At 42.3% G+C, this 16,216-nt stretch carries 25 protein-coding genes and 1 pseudogene; 1 reads left to right on the plus strand and 25 read right to left on the minus strand.

The window, feature by feature from the left end; translation table 11 throughout:
* Positions 1-14: 14 nt before the first annotated feature.
* Entirely contained in the window at positions 15-728 is a 714-nt protein-coding gene (gene cwlD, locus JJ692_RS01255; RefSeq protein WP_024425615.1) for an N-acetylmuramoyl-L-alanine amidase CwlD, read from the minus strand.
* Positions 729-786: 58 nt separating this feature from the next.
* The gene (locus tag JJ692_RS01260) at positions 787-1,230 is read right to left on the minus strand and encodes a DUF2521 family protein (protein ID WP_044333888.1); all 444 of its coding nucleotides are present in this window, start codon (positions 1,228-1,230) and stop codon (positions 787-789) included.
* A 152-nt stretch (positions 1,231-1,382) separates the two neighbouring features.
* Here JJ692_RS01260 and JJ692_RS01265 point away from each other — a divergent pair, with 152 nt between their 5' ends.
* Positions 1,383-1,952: a DUF4825 domain-containing protein gene (locus JJ692_RS01265; RefSeq protein WP_024425613.1), complete on the plus strand. Its 570-nt coding sequence runs from the start codon at positions 1,383-1,385 to the stop codon at positions 1,950-1,952.
* 36 nt (positions 1,953-1,988) lie between these two features.
* Here JJ692_RS01265 and JJ692_RS01270 read toward each other — a convergent pair whose 3' ends face one another.
* From JJ692_RS01270 to rplR, 23 genes and pseudogenes are all read right to left on the minus strand, one after another.
* Positions 1,989-3,005, minus strand: coding sequence for a serine hydrolase (locus tag JJ692_RS01270; protein ID WP_238550049.1), 1,017 nt, complete (start codon positions 3,003-3,005; stop codon positions 1,989-1,991).
* Positions 3,006-3,176: 171 nt separating this feature from the next.
* Complete coding sequence (locus JJ692_RS01275) at positions 3,177-3,650, minus strand: GNAT family N-acetyltransferase (RefSeq protein ID WP_024425611.1); 474 nt, start codon at positions 3,648-3,650, stop codon at positions 3,177-3,179.
* A 122-nt stretch (positions 3,651-3,772) separates the two neighbouring features.
* Positions 3,773-4,297 (minus strand): GNAT family N-acetyltransferase, encoded by a 525-nt coding sequence (locus JJ692_RS01280; protein ID WP_024425869.1) that lies wholly within the window; start codon positions 4,295-4,297, stop codon positions 3,773-3,775.
* Between the two features lie 177 nt (positions 4,298-4,474).
* Complete coding sequence (gene rpsI, locus JJ692_RS01285) at positions 4,475-4,867, minus strand: 30S ribosomal protein S9 (protein ID WP_007496354.1); 393 nt, start codon at positions 4,865-4,867, stop codon at positions 4,475-4,477.
* A 20-nt stretch (positions 4,868-4,887) separates the two neighbouring features.
* Positions 4,888-5,325, minus strand: coding sequence for a 50S ribosomal protein L13 (gene rplM, locus JJ692_RS01290; protein WP_003217042.1), 438 nt, complete (start codon positions 5,323-5,325; stop codon positions 4,888-4,890).
* A 165-nt stretch (positions 5,326-5,490) separates the two neighbouring features.
* Positions 5,491-6,234, minus strand: a complete 744-nt coding sequence (truA, locus tag JJ692_RS01295; RefSeq protein WP_024425608.1) for a tRNA pseudouridine(38-40) synthase TruA — start codon at positions 6,232-6,234, stop codon at positions 5,491-5,493.
* Positions 6,235-6,245: 11 nt separating this feature from the next.
* Complete coding sequence (locus JJ692_RS01300) at positions 6,246-7,043, minus strand: energy-coupling factor transporter transmembrane component T family protein (RefSeq protein ID WP_024425607.1); 798 nt, start codon at positions 7,041-7,043, stop codon at positions 6,246-6,248.
* Positions 7,040-7,909: an energy-coupling factor ABC transporter ATP-binding protein gene (locus tag JJ692_RS01305; protein WP_024425606.1), complete on the minus strand. Its 870-nt coding sequence runs from the start codon at positions 7,907-7,909 to the stop codon at positions 7,040-7,042. Before JJ692_RS01305 ends, JJ692_RS01300 begins: the two co-directional genes overlap by 4 nt.
* The gene (locus JJ692_RS01310; RefSeq protein WP_008356549.1) at positions 7,885-8,727 is read right to left on the minus strand and encodes an energy-coupling factor ABC transporter ATP-binding protein; all 843 of its coding nucleotides are present in this window, start codon (positions 8,725-8,727) and stop codon (positions 7,885-7,887) included. The genes JJ692_RS01305 and JJ692_RS01310 overlap by 25 nt, the downstream gene beginning before the upstream one ends.
* 127 nt (positions 8,728-8,854) lie before the next feature.
* On the minus strand, positions 8,855-9,217 hold the full coding sequence (gene rplQ, locus JJ692_RS01315) for a 50S ribosomal protein L17 (RefSeq protein ID WP_003216944.1): 363 nt from the start codon (positions 9,215-9,217) through the stop codon (positions 8,855-8,857).
* Positions 9,218-9,292: 75 nt separating this feature from the next.
* Positions 9,293-10,237, minus strand: coding sequence for a DNA-directed RNA polymerase subunit alpha (locus tag JJ692_RS01320; protein ID WP_206534146.1), 945 nt, complete (start codon positions 10,235-10,237; stop codon positions 9,293-9,295).
* Positions 10,238-10,412: 175 nt separating this feature from the next.
* On the minus strand, positions 10,413-10,808 hold the full coding sequence (gene rpsK / locus JJ692_RS01325) for a 30S ribosomal protein S11 (protein ID WP_003217231.1): 396 nt from the start codon (positions 10,806-10,808) through the stop codon (positions 10,413-10,415).
* 20 nt (positions 10,809-10,828) lie between these two features.
* A complete protein-coding gene (gene rpsM / locus JJ692_RS01330) occupies positions 10,829-11,194 on the minus strand; it encodes a 30S ribosomal protein S13 (RefSeq protein ID WP_003217023.1) in 366 nt (121 codons plus the stop codon).
* 21 nt (positions 11,195-11,215) lie between these two features.
* A complete protein-coding gene (gene rpmJ / locus JJ692_RS01335; RefSeq protein WP_003156543.1) occupies positions 11,216-11,329 on the minus strand; it encodes a 50S ribosomal protein L36 in 114 nt (37 codons plus the stop codon).
* A gap of 31 nt (positions 11,330-11,360) precedes the next feature.
* Positions 11,361-11,579: a translation initiation factor IF-1 gene (infA, locus tag JJ692_RS01340; protein WP_003217190.1), complete on the minus strand. Its 219-nt coding sequence runs from the start codon at positions 11,577-11,579 to the stop codon at positions 11,361-11,363.
* A pseudogene (locus JJ692_RS18875) lies at positions 11,557-11,863 on the minus strand (KOW domain-containing RNA-binding protein). Before JJ692_RS18875 ends, infA begins: the two are co-directional and overlap by 23 nt.
* A 27-nt stretch (positions 11,864-11,890) precedes the next feature.
* A complete protein-coding gene (map, locus tag JJ692_RS01345; RefSeq protein WP_003217210.1) occupies positions 11,891-12,637 on the minus strand; it encodes a type I methionyl aminopeptidase in 747 nt (248 codons plus the stop codon).
* Positions 12,634-13,287 carry an adenylate kinase gene (locus JJ692_RS01350; RefSeq protein ID WP_024425604.1) on the minus strand — a complete coding sequence of 218 codons (654 nt, stop codon included), beginning with the start codon at positions 13,285-13,287 and terminating at the stop codon, positions 12,634-12,636. The genes map and JJ692_RS01350 overlap by 4 nt, the downstream gene beginning before the upstream one ends.
* 55 nt (positions 13,288-13,342) lie before the next feature.
* Positions 13,343-14,635 (minus strand): preprotein translocase subunit SecY, encoded by a 1,293-nt coding sequence (gene secY / locus JJ692_RS01355; protein WP_007496334.1) that lies wholly within the window; start codon positions 14,633-14,635, stop codon positions 13,343-13,345.
* A 1-nt stretch (position 14,636) separates the two neighbouring features.
* Positions 14,637-15,077, minus strand: coding sequence for a 50S ribosomal protein L15 (rplO, locus tag JJ692_RS01360; protein WP_003216888.1), 441 nt, complete (start codon positions 15,075-15,077; stop codon positions 14,637-14,639).
* Between the two features lie 30 nt (positions 15,078-15,107).
* Positions 15,108-15,290 carry a 50S ribosomal protein L30 gene (gene rpmD / locus JJ692_RS01365; protein WP_003217067.1) on the minus strand — a complete coding sequence of 61 codons (183 nt, stop codon included), beginning with the start codon at positions 15,288-15,290 and terminating at the stop codon, positions 15,108-15,110.
* Between the two features lie 13 nt (positions 15,291-15,303).
* The gene (rpsE, locus tag JJ692_RS01370) at positions 15,304-15,804 is read right to left on the minus strand and encodes a 30S ribosomal protein S5 (RefSeq protein ID WP_007496332.1); all 501 of its coding nucleotides are present in this window, start codon (positions 15,802-15,804) and stop codon (positions 15,304-15,306) included.
* 24 nt (positions 15,805-15,828) lie between these two features.
* Entirely contained in the window at positions 15,829-16,191 is a 363-nt protein-coding gene (gene rplR, locus JJ692_RS01375; RefSeq protein WP_008356544.1) for a 50S ribosomal protein L18, read from the minus strand.
* Positions 16,192-16,216 lie beyond the last annotated feature (25 nt).

A 16,216-nucleotide genomic window follows, 5' to 3' on the forward strand; every position in this document is an offset into this window, starting at 1 on the left:
AAGGAAAAAGCCCCTTATTCAGGCGGCTCTTTTTGCTCTGTTAAATATCTTAAAATCCCTTTATAAATAGAGGCAGCAATTTGATCCTGATATTTAGGTGTTGCCAGCTGGCCAGCCTCTTTCGGATTGGAGAGAAATCCAATTTCCACAAGAGCTCCTGGCTTTGTGACATTTTGCATTAAATAAATGCCGTTGATCCGCTTCGCCTTTCGATCTGTGTTTTCAAGGTTTCTGCGCAATTCATCTTGAATGAACTTCGCTGCCTTTTCATTTTCTTCATACTTTCCGTAAAAAAACGTCTGCGCCCCGCTCCATTTGTTTGATGGTATCGCATTTAAATGAATGCTTAAATAGAGGTCCGCTTCAGATTCATTGATAACTTTAACGCGGTTCCTTAAATCCTCCGCTTTCTTCCGGGCATAACCCTTTGTATTCTTTGATGATAAATCAGAATCATCCTCTCGGGTCATGAGAACAAGTGCTCCCTGCTCCTGCAAATAGTCACGTATCTTCATGGATACATCCAGTGCAATCTCTTTCTCAAGCAGCTCTCCTCCTACAGCCCCGCCATCTGGACCGCCGTGACCCGGATCTAAATAGATGATCTTCCCGCTTAGAGGCAAATTCCACGATTTCCAAGAATCATCATTTAGAAATTGAAACCTGAATAAGAATAAGAGGACAATAAACCCGATTAAAAACCCTGTCCACTTCAGCTTTCTTTTCATCCCTGTCCCTCCCATACACCATTATTTTATAGATATGGGACAAGGGCTGGAAATATGCTTAGTGCAGCCGAAGCTTGTGTCTTTTTTCTGATTCACGAAAGCCTTCCTGCCACCACATGCTTAAAAAATCCTTCGCAAATGGATATAAACATGACATCTTGCGCTCCATACGGAACATATTCCCCCACGATTGCAAGCAACCTGCGAGCTCTTCAATCAGCTCGGCTTCCTCCTGAGAGGACCGTTTTTTGATATCGTCGAACGATTCCCCGTATTTACTCGACTCACCGTATCTCCCGCCAGCTAAAAAAGCTTCAATGGCGAAATCGATACAGCCATCACTCATAATCCCAGCTGGATCATCTGCAAATGGAAACAGCTTCTTTGTGAATTTCTCAGAAGCGGCCGTTACTTGTTGAAGAGACAATGTACGCAAAAGCTTCTTTTCAAGCGTGACATCTCGTTTTGTTTTTAGTTGATAAAATGAAAGCACTTCTGCCATGGACTGAACTCCTTTTTTCTTTGTATTGTTCGTTGGTTTGAACAAAACATGCAGTTCAGTAAATGGAAATGGCGGTTAGTGAACAATCTCAATGGAAAATTGTGATAAAATAGTCATTTAAATATAGACAGAATGGTAAAGGGGCAAAATCAATGAAGAAATGGATGTATATCCTGCTGCTATTAACAGTCGTCCTATCTGCATGCAGCAGTCAAGCCACAGAGAAAAAGAGCGATATAAAAGGAATAGAAGACATATCCTTAAAACAACTTTCAACACACAAAAACACGTATCTCGGTGACAATTCAGCCATTCGTGAAATCTTATCAGATCTTCCTGGAGGCGTAATACGTGAATTTGAAATCATCGATGGGAAAGCATTAGACGTCACTTATGGAGTAAAAGGAAATGCAGGCTATACAGAAGAACAGTTTGACGCCTTCTGGTTTGATCAAAAGGATACGATCGAAAAAACGTATTTATACAACGCCATCGCACTTTTTATTCTTGTCGATAACGTAGAGCAAGTGACACTTAACATGAGCTCTAAAAACGAGCCGTCCGTCACGTTTAAAAGAAAACAGCTAGAAAAAGAGCTCCCTCACCCTTTTAAAAAGTACAAAGACGATACTGCGCTTTGGCAAAAGGAACTGGTTGATGGAGTTGTGAAGTCAAAAAAGAAACGCCAAGATGTATACAAAACGTATCCAATGCAGAAATAATAAAACAGAGGGGTGTTTCCCTCTGTTTTTTGATGTTTATGTAGTGAAAGCCTGTATCAATCGTTGTCGAAAGTTTTGATCCACTGCTGCAGTAAGCATAAATTCGTTGAATACTCCCCCAATCCAGTGAGAATTGTTCGCTTTCGGATCATTGATAAAAAGAGAAATGGATATAGAGGATGTATCTGTTCTTCGATATAAAGCACCTGTGAAAACGAACAATGTTGCTCCGCCTTTATACCAAAGATATTGATCTGTTTCCTTTTTCAATGTTTCTCCCAGTACGATTTGGCTAAAAAGACTCTTTTCTTCTATTGTTAACAGCTCATCCTGGAGACGTTTCATAAAATGTGCATATTGATTGGTTGTAGACTTTGTCAACTTTTGCGTCAGTAATGATTGTATACGCCAGCCTAATAAGTTCTTTTTTTTCATTTTTTCTTCTAACGCCTTTTTATGCTCTGGGTCATATTTCATGATATTAAAAATCTCATCCATTAGAGATTTGTATTGTTCTTCGGATACACCGCTCATTTTCTTGAATGCATCCCGCCGACGATCAGATACATAAGCGGACCACAAAATCATTGGCGTCAACGGCATGAGTTCATCATGTTCCGTAAGACCTGCTTGTTTCATCTGATCATTGATCTTTTCTAAGCCCAGCCGGTCAATCAAATAATCCGTACAAGCATTCGAACTGAATTGCATCATCCCTTTGGCAACATCTAATAAAGTCGCATGCTCAGAAAAATCATTGACCTCCAGCCAGTACGCGTGCGCACCACCGTCTGTTCTATCAATATAAAACCGCTTTATATCAGACAATGCCACTTTTTCCTCTAGCTTGATGGTGCGGCTCGATACAGCTTTAACGAAATGAAATAAAACCACTAATTTCACCGTACTTGCAAGTGGTGTTTTTTGATCAGCATTCCATTCTAACATTACATCATCATTTTCAATGATTGTCACTGAAACGTCCTTTTTGTTTTTTATGACAAATGTCAAAAGATCTTCCTTCGTTTTCTTCATATCTCTTTTATACAGCAAGACTTGAACCACCACGTAAAGTATGACCACACATATGACAATTAGACCGGTTTTGAGTAACATGTTTCTCCTTTCCAAATAACAGAGGATTTACATGTTTAATATAACAAATATTTCAAATAAAGGCACAAAAAAGGCAGAGGTTTGTGAATCCTCCGCTTCATGATGTCCTTATTCATGGGGCAAATGCAGCTTCATTCCTTCATGAGTGGCTTCAAATCCTAATTTCTTATAAAAATGGCGTGCTTCTGGCCTCTGTTTATCTGTTGTCAGTTGAATCATATGACAGCCACGGTTGCTTGCGCGTTGAATGGCCCACTTTATAAGCAGCGAACCGACTCCTTTTCCTCTATGACTCGAAGCCGTACGAACTCCTTCGATGGATGCTCTCCATCCCCCTTGATGTGTAAGAAATGGCGTCATGGTTAACTGAAGAACACCAACTGCTTCTTCCTGGTCACACGCAACAATGAGTTCAATATTTGGATCAGCATCGATTGATTGAAAGGCTTTGATATAGCTTTCTAATAATGGGCGAGTGTAACGCTCTCTCTTTTGACCTAACTTATCATCTGAAAGCATGAAGACGATTTTGTCGAGATCTTCTTGCACAGCTTCTCTAAATGTCAATTGATTTAAATTCAATGAAAGCACCTCCTTAGATGGAAGACTGTTTTTCACTTACTAAAATACCAGTTAAGAGCGTTCTCATATAAAAATTTGATCAGCTGCTTTTTCATCAAAGTACTTCATATCATGAAAACTGATCAAGCCCTCTTCACGAACCATTCCTCTTGTAAGATGGCATAGTAAAACTCATCCCACCACTCATTTCCTTGTGGTATACATTTTTTAAAATACCCCTCTCTCCTCATCCCCATTTTCTCCATCACTCTCCACGATGGCACATTTTCAGGCTGACAAGTGGCAATGATCCGATGTAAGTTCAGAGTGTGAAAACCATGATGTAAGACAGCATACGCCGCTTCTGATGCATATCCCTTGTTTTGATAGGCAGGATTGAAAACCCAGCCAATTTCATATGTGTGCTCACCAAAGTAAGAATGAAACACGATATGCCCGATGCAAATCTGGTCTTCTTTTAATAGAACAGCAAAATTCTTGGCTGTTTTAAGACGATTATTTTTAACAAATTCCTGCGCATTTTCTTTAGAAAAAACACCTTCCGGAATATACTTCATCACTTCCGGATCAGAAGTATATGCATAGACATCCTGCCAATCATCTTCAGCAAATGAGCGAATGATACACCTTTCTGTTGTTAGATTCATATGACACCCCCTCCATAGACTTCGTGTTTTAAACAGAAACCTTGCTATGATCCTATTTTATATGTTTCCAAACAGAAAAAAACACAAATAAAAAAGCATCAGCAGGATGCTGATGCTTTTTTTATAAGGTTTGTCTGTAACAAACCTTTGTAAAACGTCCATACAATATAAAATTGATTAACGTTTTGAGAACTGAGGTGCGCGACGTGCGCCTTTAAGACCGTATTTCTTACGCTCTTTCATACGAGAGTCACGAGTAAGAAGTCCAGCACGTTTAAGTGGTGTACGGTACTCAGGATCTACTTCTAGAAGAGCACGAGAGATACCGTGACGAATTGCTCCAGCTTGACCAGAGAATCCACCACCGTGAACATTTACAAGAACATCGTAGCTGTTAGCTGTTTCTGTGATGTTCAAAGGCTGTTTCACGTCTTCGATTAAAGCAGCGAATGGAATGTATTCAGTAATTTCACGATTATTAACGACGATACGGCCTTCACCTGGAACTAAGCGAACGCGCGCTACAGAACTTTTACGACGACCTGTACCGTAATATTGAACCTGTGCCAAATTGTTAACCTCCCTTATAATTAACCGCGAAGTTCGTAAACTTCAGGTTGTTGTGCTTGATGTGGATGCTCAGAACCACGGTACACATTTAATTTTTTGAACATTTGACGTCCTAGTGGACCCTTTGGAAGCATACCTTTGATAGCAAGCTCCAACATTTTTTCAGGGTAGTTTGTACGCATCTCAAGAGCAGTTCTTTGTTTCAAACCACCTGGGTGCATCGTGTGACGGTAGTAAATTTTGTCCGTCAATTTCTTACCAGTTAATTCGATTTTCTCAGCATTGATGATGATCACATGATCACCTGTATCAACGTGTGGTGTATAAGTTGGTTTGTGCTTACCGCGCAAAAGTGATGCTACTTCAGTAGAAAGACGACCTAGAGTCTTGCCTGCCGCATCAACAACTAGCCATTTGCGCTCAATTGTGCTTGCGTTCGCCATTGGTGTTGTACGCATGAGTTTCCCTCCTAAATAAATCAATGAATTTTCCTTGAATCAAATGCTACGTTCTATTTCAAAACACAGATAAGTCTTCCGGGGCTTATTTGTGGGGTTGAAATACATACCATATGATATCTTATAACTTTCTGCTTCCTGTGTCAAGAACATGTTACACCTGGTTTAGTTGTCATAGAAAACTTCCCATAAATACAGTCCGTGACTAGGCGCAGTCTTGCCTGCCGCTTCGCGATTTCGGGCGGCAAGCATGGCTTTTATGTCATCAGGGTGAAATTTACCAGAACCGATTTCAAGCAACGTTCCAGCGATAATCCGCACCATGTTGTATAAAAAACCATTCCCTCTCACACGCATTTCAAGCCCGTCTGAGACGCTTTTCCACTCGAGGGCATAAATAACCCTCACCTTGTCCTGAACCTCTGTATTGGCCGCACAAAAGCTTGTAAAGTCATGTGTCCCAATCAGGTGCTCTGCGGCTTCTCTCATTTTATCGATGTCCAGCCGGTAAGGATAGTGGCAGACATACTGTCTCGTGAACACATTTTGGTGGGTTTCTGTTGAGACCTTATAACGGTACTCCTTCGAAACAACACCAAATCTGGCATGAAACGAATCATCGACCTCCTCAGCCTTTAGAACACGGATATCATCCGGCAGCAGGCTGTTGAGGGCAAAAGGCCATCTCTCCATCGGGATTGAGAGCGGGGTCTCAAAATGGATGACCTGTCCCTTTGCATGAACACCGCTGTCCGTCCGGCCGGAAGCCACGATCGGAATCAGTTCATCCTGTTTGTGCATTCTTGCAAGGGCCGACTCAATCTCCGTCTGAACGGTTCGCTGCCCTGGCTGCACCTGATAGCCTTTAAAATGTGTCCCATCGTAGGAAACGGTACATTTGACCTTCATCTAGGAATCACCTAATTTCTAAGCAGCACAAGGAGTGCTGTTAACAGGATGAATAGAAGCAGCGTGAACGTGTCCTTCATGCCCCAGACAAGCTGACGGTATTTCGTCCGTCCTTCTCCCCCGCGGTAGCCTCTCGCTTCCATCGCGGTCGCCAGTTCCTCTGCACGCTTAAACGCACTGACGAAAAGCGGAACAAGCAAAGGAACGATAGCTTTCAGGCGATCCTTTAAAGGTCCGCTTGTAAAATCAACGCCTCGTGCCATTTGTGCCTTCATGATTTTGTCTGTCTCTTCTAATAACGTCGGAATAAACCGAAGAGAGATGGACATCATGAGAGCAAGTTCATGAACAGGCAGCTTGATTTTACGGAATGGGTGCAGCAGTTTTTCCATCCCGTCTGTCACTTCTATAGGCGTTGTCGTTAACGTAAGAAGTGTCGTCATCATAATGAGATAGACAAAACGGAGTGAAATGAAGATCCCCTGCTTTAGACCTTCTTCATAAATATTCAGAAAACCAAAGTGGAATAGCAAGGCGCCATCCTTTGTCATGAAAATATGCAGAATAAAGGTAAACAGGACAATCCATAGGATCGGCTTCATTCCCTTGAGAATAAAGTATAGCGGCACCTGAGAAACCATCACCACAAGAATGGTAAAGACACCTAAAAGCCCGTAAGTGATGTAATTATTAGCAAAAAAGACAATAAAGACGAAAAAGAAAATTGATAACAGCTTTGTCCTTGGATCAAGACGATGGACAAAGGATGAGCCTGGCACATATTTGCCGATAATCATACTATCCATCATGATGTCGTGTCCTCCTGATAAAGAGCTGTTAAGGCTTCTGCCATCTCATCCATGGTCAGAAGCGGCCTTGGAAACGTAATACCAAGCTTTTCTTCTACAGTCTGCTGGAATTTAATCGTTTCTGGGAGGTCGAGACCAAACGAAGACATGTCTGTACGATTGGCAAACAACTCTCTCGGTGTGCCTGTTGCCTTCACTGTCCCTTTATGCATCACAATCATTTGATCCGCATAATGAGCGGCATCCTCCATACTATGTGTGACGAGGATCGTGGTGAGGTTTGCCTTTTGATGAAGGTCATAGAACATGTCCATGATTTCCTTCCGTCCGCGTGGATCCAGCCCAGCAGTCGGCTCATCAAGCACAAGCACTTCTGGCTCCATCGCTAAAACGCCTGCAATCGCCACACGCCTCATTTGACCGCCGCTTAATTCAAAGGGAGATCGAGATAATAGGGATTCAGGAAGACCCACCAGTTTCAGCATCTCCTTCGCCTTCGCTTCTGCTTTCTCTTGAGGAACACCGAAGTTCATTGGACCAAAGCAGATATCCTTGAGGATGGTTTCCTCAAAGAGCTGATGCTCAGGAAACTGAAACACGATGCCTACCTTTTTCCGGAGGGGTTTCATATCCTTCTGCTTTTTATTGGCTTGTAAAATGGTCTCTCCAAGCGCAATGCTCCCCTTCGTTGGTTTGAGCAATCCATTTAAATGCTGCAGCAATGTAGACTTGCCAGAGCCCGTATGACCAATGACAGCGACATAGCTGCCCTCTTTGATGGAAGCATTGACATCATACAAAGCGAGACGCTCAAACGGCGTTTTCATTTGATAACGATGCTCTAATTCTTTGATCGTAATGTCCATAGCTCTTTCACCAATCCTTCTTGTGTCAAATGGGCATTTGCAAGCGGCACACCTTGCTGCTTCAATTGCTTGCTCAATCGATAGGAGAATGGCAGATCAAGTCCAATCTGAACCAGCTGTTCATCTAGTTCAAATACTTCCTCTGGCGTTCCCTCGGCAAATTTCTTCCCGCCATTCATCACTATGACGCGGTCTGCCTTGGCAGCCTCGTCTAAATCATGTGTGATGGAAATGACTGTGACTGTACCTTGTTCCTTCAGTAGTCTAACAGTCTCTAACACTTCTTCACGGCCAATCGGATCAAGCATTGATGTTGCTTCATCCAAGATCATGATGTCAGGGCTTGCGGCAAGCACACCTGCAATAGCAACTCTCTGCTTCTGCCCGCCTGATAGATGGTGCGGCTCTTGATCAAGAAACTCCTGCATATTGACCTGTTTGACAGCCCAATCTACACGTTCTATCATCAATTCCCGCTCAACCCCGTTATTTTCTAAACCAAAAGCCACATCATCACGAACTGTTGAGCCCACAAATTGGTTATCTGGGTTTTGAAAGACCATTCCGACCTTTTTGCGAATATCCCAAACACTTTCTTCTTTGAGCTCAATCTCTCCAACCTTGACCGTACCAGCATCCGGTAAAATGAGCCCATTCAGCACACGGGCAAGTGTGGATTTACCTGAACCGTTATGACCAACAATGGCGAGCCATTCATTTTGATTCACATGCAGTGACACTTGATCTAAAGCGGGCTTGTCCGCATCCTTGTGATAACGAAATACAATGTCCTTTACGTCAATTAATGTCTTCCCCATCTCTACCGGACCTCCTCTCAGCTCAACCTCTTCTTTGCTTATTCCTAAAAAAAAGCCGTAGTACCTAAAAAAGGGCATAGATCCAGTTATGAACTGTCCCGCCCTTTCTTAGATACACGATATGTGATTAAACTAATTCAATGACAGCCATTGGTGCGCCATCGCCGCGACGAGGTCCAAGCTTCATGATACGAGTGTATCCACCTTGGCGATCTTCGTAGCGAGTTGCAACGTCAGCGAATAATTTTTGAAGTGCATCTTGGTTTGTTTCAGCGTTAGCTACTTCATTACGAATGTAAGCTGCAGCTTGACGGCGAGCATGAAGATCTCCGCGTTTGCCAAGAGTGATCATTTTTTCAACTACAGAGCGAAGTTCTTTCGCACGTGTTTCAGTTGTTTCGATGCGTTCGTTGATGATCAAATCAGTCGTTAGGTCACGAAGCATTGCTTTACGTTGTGCACTAGTGCGTCCTAGCTTTCTGTATGCCATGTGATGTCCCCTCCTTAATTAGAGATGCTGTATGAATAAAAAACACACGAAAATCCTAGTTCACAATGAAACTAGTCAATCGTCTTTACGAAGACCCAGTCCAAGTTCTTCTAGTTTCGCTTTCACTTCTTCAAGAGATTTACGTCCAAGGTTACGAACTTTCATCATATCCTCTTCTGTCTTGTTAGCAAGCTCTTGAACAGTGTTAATACCCGCACGCTTCCAACAGTTGTAAGAACGAACAGAAAGATCAAGCTCTTCAATTGTCATTTCAAGCACTTTTTCTTTTTGGTCTTCTTCTTTCTCAACCATGATTTCAGCATGCTGAGCTTCGTCAGTTAACCCAACGAAAATATTCAGGTGTTCAGTTAAAATCTTAGAACCTAGAGCGATCGCTTCTTTCGGTCCTGTGCTTCCATCAGTCCATACATCTAGTGTTAATTTATCATAGTTTGTGATTTGCCCAACACGGGTGTTCTCCACTTGATAAGTCACACGAGATACAGGTGTATAGATTGAGTCGATCGGAATCACACCGATTGGCTGATCGTCTCTTTTGTTTGCATCAGCAGGATTATACCCGCGACCTCTTTGTGCAGTTAAGCGAACACGGAAGCTCGCATTCTTGCCAAGAGTTGCGATGTGAAGATCTGGATTTAAGATTTCAATATCGCTGTCGTGTGTAATATCAGCAGCTGTTACAGTACCTTCATCTTGTACATCAATTTCAAGCGTCTTCTCTTCTTCAGAGTAGATTTTGAGTGCAAGCTTTTTAATGTTTAAGATAATCGTTGTAACATCTTCAACCACGCCTTCGATCGTTGAGAATTCGTGTAAGACACCATCTATCTGGATCGATGTTACAGCTGCACCAGGAAGTGAGGATAAAAGGATACGACGAAGGGAGTTCCCTAAAGTGGTACCATATCCACGCTCAAGTGGCTCTACGACAAACTTGCCATACTTGGCATCGTCGCTGATTTCAACCGTTTCGATTTTTGGTTTTTCAATTTCGATCATCTAATAAAACCCTCCTTCAAAACGTCGAAACCTCGAATAGAATCATATGAGATTCCATCCGAAATTCCTCATTGTTTAGTCCCGTATGTGCTCAGGCAACGAGTCGTGTATTCGTCTCATAAATAACTGTATCATAACCCATTATTGACAGGGACACAAAATCTATACAAACAAATTACACGCGGCGACGTTTTGGTGGACGGCATCCGTTATGAGGAACTGGAGTTACGTCTCTAATTGCAGTAACTTCAAGACCTGCAGCTTGAAGTGCACGAATTGCAGCTTCACGACCAGAACCAGGACCTTTAACAGTTACTTCAAGTGTTTTAAGACCGTGTTCGATAGAACCTTTAGCAGCAGTTTCAGCAGCCATTTGTGCAGCGAAAGGAGTAGATTTACGAGAACCTCTGAATCCTAATGCACCAGCACTTGACCAAGAAATTGCGTTTCCATGAACATCAGTAATCGTTACAATCGTGTTGTTGAAAGTGGAACGGATATGAGCGATTCCAGCTTCAATATTCTTTTTCACGCGACGTTTACGCGTATTTTGTTTACGAGCAGCAGCCATTCTTTAACTACCTCCTTTACTTATTTTTTCTTGTTAGCTACAGTACGACGCGGACCTTTACGAGTACGCGCGTTGTTTTTTGTGTTTTGTCCACGAACAGGAAGTCCTCTACGATGACGGATTCCGCGGTAGCTTCCGATTTCAATTAGACGCTTAATGTTAAGTGAAACTTCACGACGAAGGTCACCTTCTACTTTAAGTTTGTCAATGATATCACGGATTTTACCAAGTTCGTCTTCAGTTAGATCGCGAACGCGAGTGTCTTCAGAAACACCTGCTTCTTTAAGGACTTGTTGCGCAGTCGTACGACCAATTCCAAAAACATATGTTAAAGAAATGACAACACGCTTATCACGTGGAATATCTACACCAGCAATACGAGCCATGATTTGGGCACCTCCTTGTTATTAGCCTTGTTTTTGTTTATGTTTTGGGTTTTCACAGATCACCATTACTTTTCCTTTTCTGCGAATCACTTTACATTTTTCACAGATAGGTTTAACAGATGGTCTCACTTTCATGTGTTTCCAACCTCCTTCTTCCGGAGTTGCTTTATTTGTAACGGTACGTAATTCTACCACGAGTTAAGTCATATGGAGATAATTCTACCGTAACTTTGTCTCCAGGTAAAATGCGAATGAAGTGCATACGGATTTTTCCTGATACATGAGCCAAAACTGTATGACCATTCTCTAGTTCAACTTTGAACATTGCGTTTGGCAAAGTTTCTGCTACAGTACCTTCCACTTCAATTACATCGTCTTTCGCCATTCAAGTGTTCTCCCTTCTTCAAATCAGTAACTTGCTCTCTGACAAATGTCCAAATGAGAATCTCTCAATTGTTCATCTATCACCCGACCTGTTTTGAATATACTGTTCTGAACTTCCGGAGATACGCAATCATAAAAGGTTATATGATTGATATTTTTTCTTAGGAGAATGAAATTTACGCTTTTCTCCGTCTGCGATTAGTACATGGCAGTCAACGAATATGCCGATGACACCTGTATACTGATCTTGTTCTTTCTTTGGACTATACAGACAACCTGCCCGATTTGGGCCTGAAAGGCTTCAGTGAAGACCTAAATCTTAGTCAGTATATCAAAACCTGTATCTGTAATCGCAATCGTATGCTCAAAGTGAGCACACTTTTTCCCATCAACCGTTACAACCGTCCAGTTATCAGCCAATGTTTTCACATATCGGCTGCCTGCGTTCACCATCGGTTCGATGGCCAACACCATTCCAGGTTTTAGCCGCGGGCCTTTGTTGGGCGGACCATAATGAGGAATTTGAGGGTCCTCATGAAGATCCTGTCCGACCCCATGTCCAACATATTCTCTAACAACTGAAAAATTCTCATTTTCAACATACGTTTGTATGGCATGGGAAATGTTCGACAGACGTTCGCCTGGCTTTGCTTCCTGTAAGCCTTTATATAGAGATTCCTCTGTGACTTCCAGTAGTTTGCGGTCTTCATCACTGATTACCCCAACTGGATAAGTCCAAGCAGAGTCACCATGATAGCCATTTAACTTTGCGCCAATATCGATACTAATGATGTCACCATCACGTAAAACCCGTTTACCAGGAATACCGTGAACGAGTTCTTCATTCACCGAAACGCAAATGCTCCCGCGAAAACCATTATACCCTTTAAAAGATGGGATTGCACCCTGCTTTGTAATAAAACGTTCGGCAATTTGATCCAATTCTTTTGTCGAAATACCTGGTTTTATGTGTTTCTTCAGCTCTTCATGAGTCAGTGCGACAATACGTCCAGCTTCTCTCATAATCTCAAGCTCGCGAGGAGTTTTACAGATAATCATTTATTTAATCCCCCAAGCAGGTCCTTGATATCTGCATATACATCGTTAATGTGCTTCGCACCATCAATGTTTGCAAGATATCCTTTTTCTGAATAGAAGTTCAGTAAAGGTTCAGTCTGCTTTAAGTTTACTTCAAGTCTAGTCGAAACGGTTTCTGCATTATCATCTGCACGTTGATAAAGCTCGCCTCCGCACTTGTCGCAAACATTTTCTTTCGCAGGTGGATTGAATACTAAATGATATGTTGCTCCGCAATTTTTGCAAATTCTTCGGCCAGTCAGACGCTCCATCAAAGCATCTTTATCGACTTTAATATTAATGACATAATCAATCGTTCTGCCAAGGTCCTTTAGAATTTCTTCTAAAGCTTCAGCCTGAGCGACTGTTCGCGGAAATCCGTCCAGAAGAAAACCTTGTTCACAATCATTTTTGCCAAGTCTTTCTCTAACAATACCGATTGTGACCTCATCAGGAACAAGCTCTCCTTTATCGATAAAGGATTTTGCTTCGAGCCCAAGTTGTGTCTCCTCTTTCATAGCAGCGCGGAACATATCTCCTGTTGAGATATGAGGGATCCCATAATCATCAACAATTCGTTCTGCCTGAGTGCCTTTACCAGCACCCGGAAGCCCCATTAAGACTAAGTTCATTTCGGATTTCCCCTTCCTTACTTAGAGAGGTTGGGCAGCTGCCCAGCCCTCTGTTTTATTTCATAAATCCACGGTAATTTCGTTTCACTAATTGGCTTTCAAGCTGCTTCATTGTTTCAAGTGCAACACCTACAACAATGAGAAGACTTGTGCCGCCAATTTGTGCAGCGGAAGGTAATCCAGCGAATTGAATGAAAAAGATAGGAAGTATTGAAATCACGGCTAAGAAAATGGCGCCCACAAACGTGAGTCGGTACAAAATGCTCGTAATTCTATCTTGAGTCATTTTCCCTGGACGAACTCCCGGGATATAGCCACCCTGCTTTTGCAGATTTTCAGCCATTTGTTCAGGATTGACTTGGACAAAGGCATAAAAATATGTGAAAGCAACAATCAGTGCTACATAAATCGTCATACCGATTGGCTTAGTATAGTCAAAGTTGTTGGTTATCCAAGTTGTCACATTATTGGTTCCGAAGAACGATGCGATCGTCTGCGGAGTAATAATGAAAGAAACGGCAAAGATGACTGGAATCACCCCTGCTGGATTCACTTTCAATGGAAGGTGCGTTGCTTGACTAGCAGACATTTGTGCACGGCCAGTTCCTTTTGAATATTGAATTGCAATCTTTCTCACTGCCATTTGAATGTAAATAACACCGATAACAATGACAAGAATGGCAATGACAATAAGGGCAATTTTAAGGATTTGCATGAACAGCTGTCCATCTCCACCTACAAATTGTTGAGCGTACACTTGTTTTAATGTTTGAGGGATACCAGCGATGATACCGGCAAAGATAATAATCGAAATACCATTACCAACACCGTGAGCAGTAATCTGCTCACCCAGCCACATTAAAAATGCTGTTCCCGCAGTGAGTACGACCGCAATTAAGAGATACGTTGAAACACCAGGGTTTTCAATCAGCATGCCTCCTGCCATATTGTTGAATCCATATGACATTCCCAGCGCCTGGATAAATCCTAGAACAATTGTAAAATACCTTGTGAATTGTGCTAATTTTCGGCGGCCAACCTCTCCTTGCTTTGACCACTCAGTAAACTTCGGAACAACATCCATCTGCAAGAGCTGAATGATGATCGAAGCAGTGATATACGGCATAATCCCCATTGCAAGAATGGAGAATTGGAAAAGTGCCCCGCCCCCAAACGTGTTGAGGATTCCGAAAACACTCATTTGATCCTGTGCCTGGAGAACTTCGGCGTTCACATTAGGCACAGGGATGAAAGCACCTATACGAAAGACGACTAACATTAAAAGTGTGAATATAATCTTATTCCGTATATCTTTCACGCGCATAAAATTGGAGATTGTCTTAAACAAGTTAGATCACCTCGGCTGTACCGCCAGCAGCTTCAATCGCTTCTTTCGCAGAAGCAGAGAATTTATTGGCTTTTACAGTTAATTTTTTTTCTAATTTACCGTTGCCAAGAATTTTTACTCCTGCTTTTAACTTGCTTATTGCACCAGTCTCTAGAAGAAGTTCAGGAGTTACTTCCGTTCCTTCGTCAAAACTGTTTAATCTGTCTAAGTTGATTACCGCGTAATCTTTACGGTTGATGTTTGTAAAACCACGTTTTGGAAGGCGTTGGAATAAAGGCATCTGACCACCTTCGAAACCAGGGCGTACACCGCCGCCAGAACGAGCGTTTTGACCTTTATGACCTTTACCAGAAGTTTTACCGTTACCTGATCCAATACCACGACCAACACGGTTGCGTACTTTACGTGAACCTTCTGAAGGCTTCAATTCATGAAGTTTCATTTGGGCACCTCCTTATCGATTAAAAATGTTTTATTGTTCTTTAACAGAAACTAAATGAGACACCTTGTTAATCATGCCGCGGATCGCTGCATTGTCTTCATGTACGACTGTTTGGTTTGTTTTCTTAAGACCAAGAGTACGAACAGTGACACGCTGATCTTCAGGGCGACCGATTACACTGCGTTTGAGGGTAATTTCTAATTTATTTGCCATTATTGTTCCCTCCTTATCCTAACAGGTCTTCTACAGATTTTCCACGAAGCTTCGCTACATCTTCAGCACGTTTAAGCTCACTTAAACCTTGAAGTGTTGCGCGGATCATGTTGATCGGTGTATTAGAACCTAGAGATTTAGAAAGGATATCAGCTAGACCAGCAAGCTCAAGTACCGCACGCACTGGGCCTCCAGCGATAACTCCTGTACCTTCTGAAGCAGGCTTCAATAGAACGTTTCCTGCACCGAATCGACCGATGATTTCATGTGGAATTGTAGTTCCAACCATTGGTACTTCAATTAAATTCTTTTTCGCATCTTCAACAGCTTTGCGGATCGCTTCTGGTACTTCTTGTGCTTTACCAGTACCGAAACCTACATGACCGTTTTTGTCACCGACAACAACTAAAGCTGCAAAACGGAAACGACGTCCACCTTTAACAACTTTCGCTACGCGGTTAACCGTAACTAAGCGTTCTTCTAACTCTAATTTGCTTGGGTCAATACGACTCATTCGGATGTGTCCCTCCTTCTTTTATTAAAATTTAAGTCCAGCCTCACGAGCAGCTTCAGCTAGAGCTTTTACACGTCCATGATATAGGTATCCTCCGCGGTCAAATACCACGTTAGAGATTCCTTTTTCAACAGCACGTTTTGCAACAAGTTCGCCAACTTTCGTAGCAGCTGCAGTGTCAGAACTATTCTCGATCTTTAACTCTTTATCAAGAGTAGAAGCACTTACAAGTGTTACACCGTTAACATCATCAATTACTTGAGCGTAGATATTCTTGTTAGAACGGAAAACGTTAAGGCGAGGTCTTTCAGCAGTACCTGAAAGTTTCGCACGAACACGAGCATGTCTTTTAAGACGAGTAGCGTTTTTGCTAGTTTTCGTAATCATCCGAGTCACTCCTTTCTTCACTTTA

This window comes from Bacillus sp. 3a, from assembly GCF_017161885.1.
GTDB classification, from domain to species: domain Bacteria; phylum Bacillota; class Bacilli; order Bacillales; family Bacillaceae; genus Bacillus; species Bacillus safensis.